At 43.2% G+C, this 16,516-nt stretch carries 13 protein-coding genes; 6 read left to right on the plus strand and 7 right to left on the minus strand.

All coding sequences use genetic code 11. The annotated features are described in order from the left end of the window. Positions 1 to 140: 140 nt before the first annotated feature. Complete coding sequence (gene msrA / locus AC506A_RS05605; RefSeq protein WP_495459982.1) at positions 141 to 1,130, plus strand: peptide-methionine (S)-S-oxide reductase MsrA; 990 nt, start codon at positions 141 to 143, stop codon at positions 1,128 to 1,130. Between the two features lie 1,006 nt (positions 1,131 to 2,136). Further along, the gene (locus AC506A_RS05610) at positions 2,137 to 2,301 is read left to right on the plus strand and encodes a hypothetical protein (protein ID WP_495459983.1); all 165 of its coding nucleotides are present in this window, start codon (positions 2,137 to 2,139) and stop codon (positions 2,299 to 2,301) included. Positions 2,302 to 2,594: 293 nt separating this feature from the next. On the opposite strand, the gene AC506A_RS05615 is transcribed toward AC506A_RS05610, so the two are convergent. Then, a complete protein-coding gene (locus tag AC506A_RS05615) occupies positions 2,595 to 3,146 on the minus strand; it encodes a B-box zinc finger protein (protein WP_495459984.1) in 552 nt (183 codons plus the stop codon). A 197-nt stretch (positions 3,147 to 3,343) separates the two neighbouring features. Further along, complete coding sequence (locus tag AC506A_RS05620) at positions 3,344 to 3,955, minus strand: hypothetical protein (protein WP_495459985.1); 612 nt, start codon at positions 3,953 to 3,955, stop codon at positions 3,344 to 3,346. A gap of 346 nt (positions 3,956 to 4,301) precedes the next feature. Here AC506A_RS05620 and AC506A_RS05625 point away from each other — a divergent pair, with 346 nt between their 5' ends. The 3 genes from AC506A_RS05625 (at position 4,302) to AC506A_RS05635 (ending at position 7,940) form a co-directional block, all read left to right on the plus strand. Then, a complete protein-coding gene (locus AC506A_RS05625) occupies positions 4,302 to 5,726 on the plus strand; it encodes a spore germination protein (RefSeq protein WP_495459986.1) in 1,425 nt (474 codons plus the stop codon). 154 nt (positions 5,727 to 5,880) lie between these two features. Further along, positions 5,881 to 6,852 carry a GerAB/ArcD/ProY family transporter gene (locus AC506A_RS05630; protein ID WP_495460976.1) on the plus strand — a complete coding sequence of 324 codons (972 nt, stop codon included), beginning with the start codon at positions 5,881 to 5,883 and terminating at the stop codon, positions 6,850 to 6,852. After that, on the plus strand, positions 6,849 to 7,940 hold the full coding sequence (locus AC506A_RS05635; protein ID WP_495459987.1) for a Ger(x)C family spore germination protein: 1,092 nt from the start codon (positions 6,849 to 6,851) through the stop codon (positions 7,938 to 7,940). Before AC506A_RS05630 ends, AC506A_RS05635 begins: the two co-directional genes overlap by 4 nt. Before the next feature lie 15 nt (positions 7,941 to 7,955). On the opposite strand, the gene AC506A_RS05640 is transcribed toward AC506A_RS05635, so the two are convergent. From AC506A_RS05640 to AC506A_RS05660, 5 genes are all read right to left on the minus strand, one after another. Next, the gene (locus AC506A_RS05640; protein WP_495459988.1) at positions 7,956 to 9,059 is read right to left on the minus strand and encodes an ATP-binding protein; all 1,104 of its coding nucleotides are present in this window, start codon (positions 9,057 to 9,059) and stop codon (positions 7,956 to 7,958) included. A 477-nt stretch (positions 9,060 to 9,536) separates the two neighbouring features. Next, positions 9,537 to 9,989 carry an NUDIX domain-containing protein gene (locus AC506A_RS05645; RefSeq protein WP_495459989.1) on the minus strand — a complete coding sequence of 151 codons (453 nt, stop codon included), beginning with the start codon at positions 9,987 to 9,989 and terminating at the stop codon, positions 9,537 to 9,539. A 154-nt stretch (positions 9,990 to 10,143) separates the two neighbouring features. Next, the gene (locus tag AC506A_RS05650) at positions 10,144 to 10,776 is read right to left on the minus strand and encodes a hypothetical protein (RefSeq protein ID WP_495459990.1); all 633 of its coding nucleotides are present in this window, start codon (positions 10,774 to 10,776) and stop codon (positions 10,144 to 10,146) included. Positions 10,777 to 11,096: 320 nt separating this feature from the next. Next, the gene (locus AC506A_RS05655; RefSeq protein WP_495459991.1) at positions 11,097 to 11,285 is read right to left on the minus strand and encodes a hypothetical protein; all 189 of its coding nucleotides are present in this window, start codon (positions 11,283 to 11,285) and stop codon (positions 11,097 to 11,099) included. 438 nt (positions 11,286 to 11,723) lie between these two features. Beyond that, positions 11,724 to 14,666, minus strand: a complete 2,943-nt coding sequence (locus AC506A_RS05660) for a hypothetical protein (protein ID WP_495459992.1) — start codon at positions 14,664 to 14,666, stop codon at positions 11,724 to 11,726. Between the two features lie 338 nt (positions 14,667 to 15,004). On the opposite strand from AC506A_RS05660, the gene AC506A_RS05665 reads away from it, so the two are divergent. Beyond that, complete coding sequence (locus AC506A_RS05665) at positions 15,005 to 16,264, plus strand: carboxylate--amine ligase (protein WP_495459993.1); 1,260 nt, start codon at positions 15,005 to 15,007, stop codon at positions 16,262 to 16,264. Positions 16,265 to 16,516: the final 252 nt, after the last annotated feature.

Consider the following 16,516-nt stretch of genomic DNA (forward strand, 5'->3'; position numbering starts at 1 on the left):
TCAGCCTTTATGAGAATTACGTGAGAAATTTCTCATGATTAGCAGCGAATAAATGAGAATGGCGTCGTTTGGAATGAAGGCCCAGCTTTGATATGATAGAAACAGTGCAAAATCGACAAGATGAAAGGGGATTCTTGACCATGACAGATCAAGTGAGTAGTACGCAAAACAAGTCTCAAGGCAAAGTGGAACAAGCAACCTTCGCTGGGGGCTGTTTCTGGTGTATGGTAACTCCTTTTGAGGAGCAACCCGGAATTATCAGTGTGATTTCAGGATATATGGGCGGTCACACGGAGAATCCGACCTATGAAGAAGTGTGTTCAGAAACGACAGGACATGCAGAAGTGGTTCAAATTACATTCGATTCTTCGATTTTCCCTTATGACAAATTACTCGATGTCTATTGGAGACAAATCGACCCGACGGATGCCGGCGGACAATTCCATGACCGCGGCAGTTCTTACCGGACTGCAATCTTCTACCATAGTGAAGAGCAGCGTGTGATAGCCGAGCGAACGAAGGTTGAATTAGCACAAAGTGGTCGATTCGATAAGCCGATCGCAACGGAAATCGTTGCAGCGACACCATTTTATCCGGCTGAGGAGTACCATCAAGGCTACCACCACAAAAATCCACTTCGTTATCGCATGTACCGTCAAGGAACCGGCCGTGATTCGTATATCCAGAAACACTGGAATACGGAGGCAGATCGTGAAGCAAGACGTGAGAAGCTAACACCGCTTCAATTCGAAGTGACCCAGAATAACGCGACTGAAGCCCCATTCGAGAATGAATATTGGGATTTTAACGGTGAAGGTATTTACGTAGATATCGTATCCGGTGAGCCGCTGTTCAGTTCAGCCGATAAATTCGACGCACACTGCGGATGGCCTAGCTTCACCAAACCGCTCGTAGGCGGCAATGTGAAAGAAAAGCAGGATCTGAGCCACCGCATGATTCGCACAGAAGTACGAAGTGTGAATGCGGATTCGCATCTAGGTCATGTGTTTAATGACGGTCCGGGACCAACGAAGCTTCGATACTGCATCAATTCTGCGTCGCTGCGGTTTATTCCGAAGGAAGACATGGAGCAAGAAGGTTACGGATATTTGTTGGATTCGATCAAGTAAGTAGGAATAATTGATTTTGAGTAAACCAGGCAGATGAAAAACTCTCATTCGAAGCGAACATGCGCTTTGGAATGAGAGTTTTTTTTGATTGTATTGTGAAATTAAGATATGCCGAGAAAATCCAATGATTAATAGTACAAGCGAAATTTGAATACATAACATTAATTATGTAAACCATATTAATGAAGTCAGACCAACACTTAGTGTAAATCGATTGCATCAAACTCGAATACGCATATTTAACTTGGTGGCGTTACATTCAAAAATTACATATTGAATAACTATACAAAATCAAAAACATCTGAAAGAAAAAAGAGTCTGTACAGAAAGACCAAAAAATATTAAAAGCGCAACTATAAGAAAAGCAGGAGCGCAAGATAAGCGCGTTAAAGCCGAGCTGGCGTGCAGTAGCGCAGTAGCAGTAGCGCCGCGCCACTACTTATTATATTACTACTTCACAAAACCCGTATTTTATACAGATGTCATATATCTTCGTCTTCGTGTCCGACTAATGATTTTGCGTGGAACCCTTCCAACAGACCTACTCATTTTTTCAACAACAGTCAATAATGAAATTTTTATTACTAGTTCTCCGCCACCATTAATAATTAAACCATTAACTGCAACAGCTTTTGATTACAACGTCCCATTTCCTGAATCTGGACTACTTATTTATACCGCTTGGCTTACAGTGGTTGATGTGACTCCTCCAGCTTTTGTTGGGGAAAGATACGGACCAGAATCATTCCAAGCAATCGCTTATTGTAACTAATAATCTCACCGCTCGTAAACTTGATGAAACAAGAAAGTCCAAGACTGCTGAACGGTGCTGCTCACTTGAGAAAATGAAGTCCCCAATCTGATCTTCACATATAAAAAACTAATTTTGCATTATGCAAAATCGAGTTTCCAGTTCCTCTATTTTAGGCGGATATGCGCATTACAAGCACTCAATCATGGACAAAGACTAATGTTGGATTCATCATGCGTTGGGGAGGAAAGTGTAATGGCCAGTGCGAAAAACTACAGCTTTACTTTTATCAACCGGCAAGGCTTTACGATAGAATTTGCATTTCGAACTCTCATCAGTGTAAAACGAGGTTCAAGAGTCAAGACATTAATCATTGTGATAGACAGTTTCGAAGATGCCCCATCTGGTAAGCTACCGTAAGCTACTAAGGCTGCCACGCTCAAACTTATGTTTTTTTTGGAAAAACATTGGGTTTGGAAAGAGGTTTTCCGCACATGGGTTGGCATGTGTCATAATAGATCGCTCCCATTTCATTCTTATAATTCGTCAGTTGCAACCGTTCACATTATGCTAAACTGCCCGTTATTGGAACAGGCTGTCGAATATCGGCTGCATGGATTTCCATTCCTTTGTTTATCTGCCCTTCTAACAAAACGCCTTGAATGATAAAAGCATTATCTGTCAAGAGCCAATTGTTGTGAAGAAGTGGACTATCAAGGTTGTCCTGGTTTTTCGAAGAAAATAAATACCGCATAATAAACCAGCGCATTCATGCAGCCGAACGATAGGATAAACCAATCCCACGACGAGAATATCAACAGCGCCAACGTTATCCCGGCAAGACCGTGCAGAATCGCTTTCGCGATCATTCGAACCCACCGCACGGCTATGCGTTTGCACATGAAGTCGATTCCGATAGACGCCGGCGTACCTAACACCGCCACGATAATGAGACTGACCATCCAAATGACAGCCAGCAGACTGCTGATATGCAGAATACCGCCCAATACAATCGTACTGATCGTCACGGAAATAATAGCAACAAGAAGCTTCACGAGGATATATCGTTTAATGCGGAATTTCTGATCGTGCGCTTCAACCGGCGAATTGCTGTTTCTGACCGCTAGACTGCACACGAAGCAGAGCCCTGAAAACTCCGCGTCGCAGCAGGCTTCGCATAGATACTTACTGCAGTCTGTGCAGGCAAGCGCGGCTTCACGGTCGGGATGAAAATAACAATCTATACGAGCGTTCATATCGTTCAATCATTAACCCCCCATACGATTTTTTTCGCAAATAGATTGTATGTGTAATACGCTGAAGAATAATTGGAAACATATTACTCCCCTATTAATAAGGAGTCAACAAGAAAGTTTGAACTTTTCTGCCCGTAAGCATAATAAAGGCTGCCGAATCATTAGTTCCGCAGCCTTCAACTTGTTTATTGAACTATCGTTCCCCGTTAGCGTAACCGATTAACGATTTCTTCGTAATGCTCCAGGTCGTTTTCATCTATCCATTCCGCATCGATCCAGAGGGGAAGACCTAATAACTCTTCAATCCCCTCGACCTGCTTCTGTATATTTTGACTGAATAAAGCTGATCGTACCTCTTCTGGGGTTACCTGTATATCGAGTGTCTGAATAAACGACCAAATGTCCAATTCTTTGTCGTCTATTTCATAATCTCCATAAGATCTAGTATGCTGTGTGACCAGCGCACCTTTTAAGAATACTCCTATGGATAGAATATCGTCATCGAAATACGATACTGCCATCACTGGATCTTTCAGATCCTGCGATAACGAAACTGCATACTCCTCCACCGAACCCCAGGTAAACTCGGAGTGCAATAAGCTAACCCAGCCATTAAACTCCCCGACATACACTTTGGACTTTAACCTGTATGTATCCAAGGCGGCTTTACCACGACTTACGTATAGATCAATTATGTCAACTTCCGATTCATAATAAGCCTTATCATCGGTCGTTTGTACAAAGCGTTGTTCGAGCATCTCCATCATTGCCGCAGGGTAATCCGTTCGAACATGCAGATTCGCAAATTTCGTTCCCATCGTTTTTATCTCTCCCATTTATCAGTCAATCTTCGTCTATCTAATTTATCTTACATGAAACATTACCTTGGAAAACCAAGTAAATTGTTCCACTAACCTGCCCGTTAGTTTAGCAAAGGCTGCCGTTCATGCCAGCAGCCTCGTCCTTAGTGTTTATTCAGCTATCGCGTCCTGTTAGCGTAACTCAGATTTTCAATTTCCTGGAATCATTGATAACAGCAAGCTATCGGGAATCGGTGAGTGAATTACATTCTATCGATTCGAAGATTTCCGATCGTTTGTTTAAAAATCGATCAAGAATAGCATAATAAAGGAAAACTTAGCGCGTTGATTCAGGGGATGAAAAATGACAGCAATCTCTTTAGAAGCTTTAACGCAGCGCCTCGCCCAAATGGAGGACGCGGAGATAATTGATCGAGAGACTACCGACGGACTTCGCTTGACATTTATTTATCTTGGTACCTTAATCGATCAGGAGCGTCTTAACGAATCGATTCTTGAGCCCCTCGTTCGATCATTCCAAGGTTCGGTGGAAAAGAGCCTGACCACCGCCAAAATTGCACGTTTATCCAATTTGGCGCAAGCCCTCCAGTATCTCATGAAGGGCTCAGTGCTAGTTCACGACTCATCCCGTGGGCGATGGTACGCTATTATGCTCCCCAACTCGCTCAGCCGGTCTATCGAAACCTCAGAGACGGAAACAATAATGTTCGGCCCAAAAGACAGTTTCAGCGAGCAGCTGGAGCAAAACATTTTGCTGATTAGAAGAAGACTTCCTTTAACAGCGCTCAAAACAGAGAGATACTCCGTCGGCTCCTTAACCCAAACAACCGTAGTCCTTATGTACATCGACGGGCTAATCAATCCAGAATTTGTAGCGGTCGCGAAAAAAAAGCTTTCCAGCATCGACTTCGATATGTTTTTGGACTCTTCACATGTTGCAGCGTTTATGGAAGACCATTATCACAGCATCTTTCCTCAATATCTCCAGACCGATCGACCGGATTCCTGCGCGTATTCACTAGGCATCGGAAAATTGGTTATTTTAGTAAATAACACTCCTTTCGCCTTAGTCGCTCCGATTACGCTGTTTCACTTGTTCCAGTCGCCGGAGGATTATATTAACCGCTGGTTGGTAGCCAGCTTCTTGAGGCCGTTACGCTATCTCAGTTTCCTTCTTTCCATTACTCTAATTCCAATTTACGTGGCATTAACGACTCATCATTATCAAATGCTTCCCCTGCAAATTTTATATGTAATCATCGAGTCTCGCAGCAAACTGCCACTATCCCCCTTCTGGGAAGCGTTTATTATTCTTATTACGCTAGAAATTATCAAGGAAGCCAGCCTAAGAATGCCGACCAAAACGAGCCAAAACTTGGGGGTAATTGGAGGAATCGTTATTGGACAAGCTGCGGTAGAAGCCGGATTCGCAAGCAAAGTGCTAATCGTATTGGCAGGCATTTCGGCGATTTCCACTTTTCTCGTTCCAAACTATCTGGTCACCAAATCCAGTTTACTGCTTCAATTCATATTCTTGATTCTCGCGTCCTATTTGGGCGTTCCCGGCATTTTGCTAGGACTCTTCGGCATGCTTGCCCATCTGAACGGGCTTACGTCCTTGAACCAGCCCTACTTGGCGCCGGTATCTCCGTTTTATTGGAGAGATTGGGTCGATTTTTTCGTCCGAGGGCCGTTACACGCTATGCGCATTCGTCCTGAAGCATTGCGTCCTTTGAACAAGTATCGTATTAACCGAAGGAGTAAATGAACCCATGCAAGCTATATCGCTGTTTCGAAAAACCTCACATCAAGAAAGCGGTTTTTACGCGCTCTTCCTCACTAATAGGATTCAAATGCTGTATTACATGATTGTCATGCCCTCAGCCCTCGTTCAACCGTATATGTTGTTGGCGATTGTAGCAATGGGCATAGCCTCCCAATTTTGCCTATATATGCTGTCCAAGTGGTTCGCAACCCCCTACTCTGCCCAAGGGTACCGGGGTTTTGAAAGATTATTCGGAAAAACAGGCATCAAAATTTTAGCTTTGGCAAGCTTGCCGCTGCTTTTGCTCAAGATCTCTTTCATTTCAGTCAGTTATGCCGATATCATGCACCAATTTGTTTTTCCTTCTATGGACCGAGAATGGCACATTGTGTTTCCTTTTATCGTTAGCTGCTATTTGGCGCTGTTTGGAATGGAAAACATGGTACGGTTCGTAACGGTCGTGTTCATTGGAACGATTTGGATCTTCTTTTTGTATATTCCGTTTTTTTTGGTGCAATCAAATTCGATTCACGATCTATACCCTCTCATTCCTATTGGACCAGAGCCGTTTGCATGGAAATCCCTACTGCTCGTTTTTTCGTCGTTCTCCGGACCTGAATTATTAATCGCTATTTCATACTGGCTGAATCCGCAACGGAAAATGCTAAAATATTTGACGATCGCTAACGCCATCTCGGTCGGCGAGTATCTCTTTATATCCATTGCGTCCTTGCTCTTCTACGGCTCCAAATACTTGCCAACCATCAAATACCCGAACGTGGAGATGGGGCGCTACCTGCAATCTCCTGTATTCGAAAGGGTCGATATTATCCTGATCTCGGCATATATGTTCAGCTTCCTTTACTCGATCGCATTGTTCGTGTTAATGATATATGGCGCATCTCGTTTTCTAGGCAAGACGAAGACAAGCACTACGCGTATTGGGCTGATCGTTAGCGGCTGTGCGGCGATGGCCGTCACTCTTCCGATCAGTAAATGGTTTTGGGAGCCAGGGATCGAGCAAGCATTTTGGCTTGAACTGCAGATGTGGGCAGGATCTGCCTCTTACCTGTTAGTGCCTCTTCTCGTCTGGATCGCGATCAAGCGCAAAGCCAGGACAACGTCATGAAACGCTTCGTACGAGCAACGCTTGTGTTGCTATCGTTTTCATTGTTGACATTCGCATGCGGTTGCGTCCCCGTACCTGAAAACAATATGATCGAAGAAATCACGCCGATCATTTTCTGGTCCATACAGGGTGGAGGAGAAGAAGACGGAAAGATAACAATCAGTACGCTCGTCCCTCCTCTTATCAAGGAGAAGAAGCGAATTCTTACCCTTAAGGTCTCTCTATTGAATGAAGGCAATAAGGGGTTTAATTTGACCTATTATAACGAACTGAAAGCCGGTCAAATCCGCTTGCTGTTCGTGGACGAAGCTTACGCGAAACGGGGACTGACCCGTCTTATCAATACCGTCCTGACCGATCCGAACATTTCGCAACGGTTGTACTTAGTCATCACGAAAGGCAACTTTAATGAATTCCTCGCCAAACACTTGGATGAAACAGACAATATCGATTATTACCTTTATCGCATGTTCAAACATTACGAGAAGAAAAAACAAGGCGAAATTACCGTCGTCAATTTGCACCAATTTATGAAAATGCTGTACTCTCAGGTTTCCGATCCCCAGCTACCAGTATTTCGCGCGGAAGGCGAACAGTTCCTGTACGAAGGTACAGCATTTTTCGACCGGGACAGTATGGTTGCGGAGATACGTAGAAAGGACGATCAAATCAATCAATTGTTGTATAGGGACAGATTCGTACGATATTTAGTCCTTCCTGACCTCTCGGTTACGCTAGGGAATATTCGCGCGCATACCCGTAAGAAACTAACCCCGGATTTATCATCCCTGTCCATCAAAATCGACGTGAAGGGAAGAATTGATGAATTGGATTCGCTCGCAAGAATCGAAGATAACTTCCAATATGCTGCTCTCACACAAAAAATCGAACGGTACTTGGAGGAGAATGTCATCCGCTTGCTATCCCAAATGCAAAAATTACAGATTGACCCCCTTCAAATCGGGGGGTTGACTGCTAAACCTTTCTCCGAACCAATAACCAGAGATACATGGGATCGGCATTGGTCTACTATGAAGATTAATGTAAAAGTGCGGCTACATTTAGAGCCTCTGACGAAGGTGAAATAGTAATAGTTTCAACTTCTAGTCGCTTTTGAGGAATGACGAGTAGATGGGTAAAATCACATCAACAATGGTTCCTTCGTTGACCGTGCTTTCGATGTGAATACCCCCTCCGTGTTCGTGGACAATCTTGTTGCTGACCATTAGGCCTAATCCCGTCCCCTTTTCTTTGGAACTATAAAAGGGTTCTCCAATGGATTTAATTCGTTCCGATGAAATGCCACTTCCTTGGTCTATAAATCGAAATTTGATAAACTCTGAATCGTGGCATAGAATCTGTGTTTTGATGATTCCACCGTGTGGCATAGCGTCAACCGCATTCTGGAGAATGTTAATAAATACTTGCTTGATTTGATTCTCATCGCAGTAGATACGTGGTACTTCCGAGTCGTGTTCTTCAATAATTTCAATGTTGTTTAATATGGATTGTGTATTGAATAACAACACCACCTGTTGTAAAACAACCGCCGCATCAACTTCCTGCATTTTCGGAGTTTGGGGTTTGGCAAGCGTTACAAATCCCCATAATATAGCTTCCAATCTCCCAACCTCAGATAGAATCAATTCAATATACTCGGGTTTTTCGTTACCTTGTTGTAACAGCTGGGCGAATCCCTTGATCGAGGTTAGAGGATTTCTAAACTCATGTGCAACCCCTGCCGCCATTTGACCTACTATTGAAAGCTTTTCAGTTCGTAGAAGGAGTTCTTCTGCCTTCTTTCGTTCTGAAATATCACGAGACCCGTACACGCATTGCACTACTTTGCGATTTTCATCAAATATAGGAGTGCCCCTGGTCTCGATATATACCCAACTGCCATCTGCTTTTTTACACCTCCACTCAAAATCGAACGTTGATTCTAATGTAACCATGTCATCGAATTGCCTCTTAACGTACGCAAGATCGTTAGGATGAACAAAATAAAAAGCAGAATTTCCTTCAAACTCGCTGGACGGAAACCCCAAGACCAATTCATGGGACGGCGAGGCATATAGAACTATGCCTTCCATATCCACGACACCGACTAAATCCTGGGTATTTTCGGCAACAAAACGATACTTTTCAGTCGTTTGTGGCGGGGTCCAATCGGGATGTTTCATTGGGTCAAATAATAGTTTGGTCACACCTTACTCCTCCTCCATACTCCTCCTATAGAACATTGCATTTAAACAGTGAGTAGATCTGGATCGAAGAGATTCGTCCAAGTACCAGGATCCTCGTGTATGTGACACTCCAAATATGTAAGTACACCAGCTTTTGTCGCTGACGGCCACGCATCTTCCGGAACCATACGATCGGAAACCGCTTCCAAAACTGCTCTTAACTCTAATGAAAAAGACTACTGCCAGCGCTTCATCTATCTACGCTCTATTGTATCATCAAATCCATTGAGGAGCGTGAAAGGTTGCGCTAACCTGCCCGTTAACGTAATGAAGCTGCCGATAACCGGCAGCTTCCTCATAAGTGAGTATTCAACTATCGTCCCCGGCGGTAATAACGTTCTCATTGATATCCATGTTATTACTCCTCTACTAGCTTCTTTATTACATCTTTCTTGGAGTCTCCATTAATTTATCGTGCCTAGTTTGTTTAAACCAAAATTATTCATCATAGTTTTTCCTAATAATTAAATGGGACACAGAATTCGCTCTTTCATTTAGAAAATTCAATATGCCTTCTGGATATAACGGTTTTTGATTCAATTGCTCGAAGGTGCGCCACGTTAATATTATTTCTTCTCGTTCATTATGATTCAAGGATTCCTGAATGTGAGCTTCATTAATTGAGCCCCAATGTAAGATGGTGCAGTCATGTCTCTTGTTTCCGTCAAATTCAACAATGCTTTCATTTAAGCACGCAATGGAGCCAATGTCAGATTGTAAATCAAACTCTTCAATTAATTCCCTTTTAATAGCTTCTGAAGCAGTTTCTCCGAATTCGACACCTCCACCAGGGAAGCGATAAAATGATTCTTCTTTATCACATTGAACTAATACGGCTAAACCATCTTGACGCATTATAATAACTTCCGCTCTTAATTGAGGTCTGATCAAGTTAATCCCCCCTTTAAATAATCTTCTTTGATACAAGATATTCCGTGTTTCATTCCGTTATCCTGCCCTTTAACGTAATGAAGCCACCGATCATGCCGGCAGCTTCGACTTAGGTGTGAATATGCTATCGTCTCCCGATAGTTCAATAAACCACTTACTGCTTAAAGTAGTGAGCAATCGAATCTGGCAGTTTGCTCTCAATATGGGCAAGACCAAACTGTCCATCCTTTTCCAGAATCCGATAATTATGACCTAAGACATTGTCTCCTATAAACAACACGGTGTATTGAGGTTCCCTATCTAATTGAAATTCATTGTAAGGCCCCTGCTGTTCGAATAAGTCGACAAATGAATCCGCCTCTTGGCCATCAAGTTCTCGAAGTACTTCAGTTCCTTGATAAATTATGATCTTTCTCACCGATTGATCTTCAAAGACAGGGTAGTAAGACTTCCCATCTCCCCCATTGCGAACATAGACAAGGAAACCGGTAACGTTGGATACCAAACCGGTACGATTACTATTGGCTTTTACTACAACCACATCCTGATCTGGGTAGCTCGGAATGGAATATACCGGTGTGCCCTCAGCAATTACAGTTCCGCTGTCGACTTTCCCAATCTCTTTGATTTCCGTTACGTCCAACAAAGCCAGCTCCCAAGCGTTGACATAATCCCTATCCCCTAAACTAATGATATCTGCATAAGAAGATTCGGACATAGAATTGCTGGAATCGGATTGTGAACACCCCGTCATTAATATCAATAAAAGGCATAAAAAGACTTTCATTAGATCACCTCAAATACTCGTTGGCATGGCTCGCAGCCGTGAAGCCTACAATCCTCAAAAAACGATGCCACTACAGCTAGCTGCTTAAGCACATCCAACCGTTTCGTCGTACGAGGGAGTTCAATGTGATTTCATCCTTGAATGAGTTAAATATTAATTTACTCTCGAAGTTTTTCGATCCTTATTAAGTTTCATCTTTATCATAATATGTTCTGGTGTTTGAAAATCAGTCTTCTTTTCAACTTCAATTCCGTTTATATAGACATCTAAGCAATCCCAATAAACAATTAATTGGTCTCTTTCCTCTAAATACAAAAAGTTCATCCAACCATCGCTAAATAATTCATAGACTTACCTTCAATGCAACTATTTGACCAATCAAATCTAAGTTCTTCATCAAATTCATGATAAAAATTCAAATCTATAAGCAATTGTCGTTCAACTTCTGCTTTTAGTTTAGGACCCATGGTTATTGCAAGTCCCATCTCATGACCAAATGGTTTTTTCAAATGATTATTCATCCTTTTAATTTAACGTAATTTCCATGCTTTAAGTCCTCTCATACAAAATTCGCAAATATTCGTACACCTAAAGGTATTCGTGAAGTGATTACGCTATCCTCCCGTGGTCAACTTCTCTACACGACGAATAGTTTCGCTGCTCAGCGACACTTATTTCTCAAAAGCTGAAGATTTTAAAACTCAAAAACTGCGTCAAATCAACAACTCCAGTCTAATACTTTATTTTGTTCGAACAAATCCACTGGAAATTCTGACCAACAAAGAAGCATTTCGTCTAAGCTAAGCAAGAAACACTAGCCTTCTGAGGAAAACTTTCCCATCCTATTGATCCAATAGGGTTTTAAGGTTTTTTGCAACGCTAGTGCTCTAACAGAAAACAAAAAAATCCGCCGCTCATCAAACGTCGGATATGCACGTAATATTCCGCTAATTAACTGCTGGATCTATAATGAGAGAACCGGGGAGTAGAAATGAGACGTTAGCATCCGCTTGGCATGTGGCTGTAAGAATGCCATAGTTTTTGACTAAGACTTGAACAGTCGAGGTTATAGAAAAGGGAAAATTGTTAATAAGAGTCGTATTGATAAACCGCAGTACGTTAGGCGGAGCTGGACTGTCAATGATAACCGTTGATGTGAGGGGACCAAAGGTTCGATATAAACCTGTGAACGTATAATCCGCAGAGTTACCAATAGGCAGGTTGTTTATGTTAATAGCTTCCACATCAGACTCTACCTCATCCGCATATAATTGAACCCTGCCGGTACTGGAGGTTCGCAGCCCGTGGTTAGAAGAGCGAATGAAATCGATATCTGCGATAAAATTGGCATCATTGATAAGGAGAATACCGAGTCCGGTTAGAAGTCCCGTTTGATTCTCAATCCTGCTTCCCTTTACCTGCAACGTACCGGTGGACATAGCAATGGCTGCAGTGTCAGTGATCGTCGCAACGCCAGCAATTGTAAGCCTGTCGAAGAAAAAGTTAGAAGCAGCTGTAGAGTTATATTGAAAGCAAGTACCGCCTACGATGATTTCATTGATATGCGCCTCAAGAAATGCGGTATCCGAAACGACAATACCTGTATAATCCGTGCCCCCTTGAAGAAAGCTGCCAACGATTCGTGCGGAAACATTCCCGCTGAGCGCAACAATAATTTGTTCCGTGTTTGGTTGAAACACGTTAATCTCAACGAATGCGAGGGTTACATTGCCTGAGCTCGCTTCCAGTGCACGGGTACCGATGTGGATTCTGTTGATATTGCCGTCAAAAATTCCCCCGGAAACCACAATACCTATAGAAGAGGGTGAGAAGTTGAATAGGCTATCTCCTTCTATGGTAAGGTTCCCACCTACGACTCGAATCATCTGTGCGGAAAAGAAGGCATCCATTCGATTGAAGCGAATGTTGGCGACGCCTGTTTCATGAAGAATTACGCTAGTTCCCGCAAAAATAGGGTCTGTATTCACTGAGCTGAACAACTCATCCACATAACAACGAAGAGTGGGATTGCCTTGTCCGGATGCTAGGTGGATACAGCTTCCAAATGCTGAGATTACATTTACGTTCGCATCGACTAGGCCGTCCAACATAAGCAAGGCTGTTTTAAGGCCGCTGCCGCTATCATTGGTGGTGATACGATCTCCGAGCATATTCAAATTGCCGCCGCTCTCCACTGTAATAAGTCCGTTTACAGAACCGAAAATTTCCTGGAAGTTGAGGAATAAGATGCTATTATTGGCCACGCGTACTGCCGGAACCGTCAGTCCATTGGTCGACATCTGCATGACAGTCAGCTTGTGACTGCCTCCAGTTACTTGAATACAGCCTGACTCGCCTGAAATAAGATCTGCTTGCAATCTCATTTGACCGCCTTGAAGATCGATGACTGAGGACACTGTCTGGAAGGAGTTCATTATTTTGGTGTGGATAACTGCCTCCCCATTTTGCATGAGGATACATCGATCTTGACTAAATATTCGATTGAAATCACCTAAGAAGAGAGTTGACCCTCCAAGAACGAGTGCTGGTGAAGCTAAATTTATGACTTCCAAAATAAAAGAATTCAAAGTAACCAAGCCACCTAGAACAGATACCCCTTGAGTAACGCCTACCAAAGCTATGGAGTAGCTGATCATGCTTCCGGAAAATACAGAGGCGACATCTAGGATAAGTCCGGAATTGGTCTGGATGGTTCGGGTGCGCATGGTGATGAGCGATGTTTGATTCGGGGCGCTGTTGTTCACCAATATAGCCCTGCCCCCGCTAGTGATCATCGTGGCTTCGAGATTCACACTAATCGGTACTGCCCCCGTAAACAGAATGAGATCATCTGTACCGCTCGTATCATTCGTAATTTCAAAAGCATTCATAAACAATGTTCCGCTTGAAATCACAAGCGCAGAACCTCCGATGAAGCTGTTCGTGATACTCTCCTGGACGTTGATGGTGTAATTGCCGCCTCCGGTGAGATTGATCGTATTGCCTACCGTATCAAGCATAGATTCACATTCAAAGTGGATCGTGCTGGCACCAGTGCTTTGAAGAATGGAACTGCCCGCAATCGTTGCTCCATTGGTCAGAAACTGACCCTCACCAAGCACATCAAAATCAATCGCGATCCCCAGATCATCAAAAAGATTTTCAACTGCTGTGACTACGGCCCCCTTCTCGAATACCCAACTGATCCCATCTTTGGCCAAATTCGTCTCCGTATAGGATCCAGGACGTACTATGATTGTTGTGCCCGATGGAGCAGCAGCCACAGCCGCAGCAGCCGTTTGCCATGGTTTGGTCATGTCATCAAGCATGGCTGTTGCGTTGTTACCATACAGAGAATCAACAAATGCCGTCTGATTCACAAGTAACTGAGAAGGACCTGTGTCTCCCGTGGCTCCTGTTGCTCCGGTTTCACCCGTTGATCCCGTTGCCCCTGTGGCCCCCGTCGCTCCTATCGTTCCCGCTACTCCCATTGCACCAGTTGCTCCAGTAGGTCCAGTAGATCCTTGAGGTCCGGTGCCTGATCCCAAAAGTTCATCTGATACAAGACGATGAGCTGTTACTAACTGTCCGGATAAATCTTTTCCCCAAAAAGAAATTTCAGTACTGTCTGCTGCTGGACCACTTGTTGTAAAAACGAATTGGAATGTGTCAAAATTTGCTGAATAGTTTTTTGTAACAACTGCATTAGGTTGGATGGAGAACAATTCCTGTACATACAACGACCGGGTCCCGTTTAAAACATAACCCTCTAGTAGAATGATAGAATAATTAACAAGATCGCGGTTATCCATTTTAATCGTGACTTGTTGAGTTGGTCTCATCCCATCTACAGGTTCGTTTATAATTGGACCGGTTGATAATAATGCCATTTATTCATCCCTTCTTAACGTTAGACTTGATGAAACTGCATTTTCCTTTCTGGAAGTTAATAATAGTATCATATGTTTTTTTCATACTATAGCTTGGACACAATGCCACCAAAAAAAGGATTATAAAGGACTTTATATAAAAACAAAACATTGAATAATAGTCGTAAAATGGAGTCCTTTAAAAGGATGCGTTTGGCCATGGATCCTGCCCGTTAGCTCAACAGGCCACCGATTTTAGAAACGTCCGCTGTCGGGCAATCCATTCGCTTGAACATCCCAGATCCTTGGACTTAAATAAGCTATAATAAGAACAAAGAACTTGTAAACAAGGAGAACTTATGAATCGTCACAATTTTCTACCCATTATACTTGGCAGCGATGAGAACGCCTACGGTAATGTCAGACTTATCCACGAAACCTACGAGGTTAAACCGCTACTGCTCTGTACGCGGCTGTTGATTCCAACCATGCATAGCACTTTGTTCGAACTCGTCCAAATTGACCGCTTCGACCAAGAAGACATATTCCCTAACGCATTGTTGTCTATCTTGGAGAAATATGCCGAACCAAATCGGAAATTGATCGTCATTCCTTGTTCAGATTATTATGCAGGGATGTTATCGCGCCATTATGACAAATTCAAAGGGCTGGTAGCAAATCACTTCCTATCGGACAAGCTGCTGGAAACGCTCGATACAAAAGATAAGTTTTATGCCTTGTGCGAACGATTCGGCTTAGACTACCCAAAGACAGTCGTTTGTGAACCGTACGAACGTGAATCCGCGTTAGATCGCATGGATTTTCAATTTCCGATTGTAGTAAAGCCCGAGAATAGCAATGCGTTTGAATACCTTCATTGTCACTTTGAAGGTAAGAAAAAGGTGTTCTTCTTTGACAAGCGAGAAGATTATTTAGCGATGATCCGCAATATGAATACGTCCGATTATAAAGGGAAATTGATCATCCAAGAATTTATTCCGGGCGGCGACAGTGCCATGCGCGTAATCAACAGCTACTCCGATGACCATGGTAATGTTAAAATGATGTGTCTCGGCCAGCCCGTACTCGAAGAGTACGCACCGAATACGCTCGGAAATTACGCCGCCATCATAAGCCGCTTCGATATGGACATTTATGCTAAGGTCAAGGCATTCTTGGAAAACATCGGTTATGTCGGATTTTCCAATATTGACATGAAGTTCGACAGCAGGACGGGTAAATATATGATGTTTGAAATTAATCCGCGATTAGGTAGAAGTAGTTTGTTTGTCCGTGCAGCGGGTTTGAACATGATTGAAGCGCTCATAAACCAAGTCGTTTACGGCAAAGAAAACGATTGCGTGTACGGGCAATCTCTTGCGCTATGGACGAATGTGCCGAGGATGGTATTGAGGCGCTACATCTCCGACCCGGCATTGTTGGCTGAGATTGATCAACATTATAGACAGAAGAATGTAATCCGTTCGATCTGGTACAACAAGGATCTGAATGTAAAGCGATTAATCAGCATCACGCGTTACTTTTTCGGTCACGTTAGCAACTATCGACGTTATTATTTCGATAAAGAACATGCCTCGTTCGTAAATTTGCAGAGCTAAGCAGTTGAATTGAATAAAGGCAGCCGATCATATTGCACTGCACCCTATTGCTAGTTGTCTCCTGCCCATTACTTCAACGAACAAGGAGCAGCTGCCTCTGGCAAACTGCTCCTTGTTCGTTAAGCTATCGTCCCCCCTTAGCTTAACGCTTTCCATTTCCTAGGATACATTTGTTCAGCTGTTTGACTAGTTGAATATTTGCTTTAAAATACAAAAAGCCGCTTGTCGGCGGCTTTTGGCGGTTTACTGCGT

The sequence above is a fragment of the Paenibacillus sp. N22P23 genome, from assembly GCF_059383735.1.

Coding starts and splice junctions, on each gene's coding strand:
- AC506A_RS05610 (WP_495459983.1), top strand. CDS start 2,137: ATGGCCAGTGCGAAAAACTACAGCTTTACTTTTATCAACCGGCAAGGC.
- AC506A_RS05660 (WP_495459992.1), bottom strand. CDS start 14,666: ATGGCATTATTATCAACCGGTCCAATTATAAACGAACCTGTAGATGGG.
- AC506A_RS05635 (WP_495459987.1), top strand. CDS start 6,849: ATGAAACGCTTCGTACGAGCAACGCTTGTGTTGCTATCGTTTTCATTG.
- AC506A_RS05625 (WP_495459986.1), top strand. CDS start 4,302: ATGACAGCAATCTCTTTAGAAGCTTTAACGCAGCGCCTCGCCCAAATG.
- AC506A_RS05630 (WP_495460976.1), top strand. CDS start 5,881: ATGGGCATAGCCTCCCAATTTTGCCTATATATGCTGTCCAAGTGGTTC.
- AC506A_RS05650 (WP_495459990.1), bottom strand. CDS start 10,776: ATGAAAGTCTTTTTATGCCTTTTATTGATATTAATGACGGGGTGTTCA.
- AC506A_RS05620 (WP_495459985.1), bottom strand. CDS start 3,955: ATGGGAACGAAATTTGCGAATCTGCATGTTCGAACGGATTACCCTGCG.
- msrA (WP_495459982.1), top strand. CDS start 141: ATGACAGATCAAGTGAGTAGTACGCAAAACAAGTCTCAAGGCAAAGTG.
- AC506A_RS05665 (WP_495459993.1), top strand. CDS start 15,005: ATGAATCGTCACAATTTTCTACCCATTATACTTGGCAGCGATGAGAAC.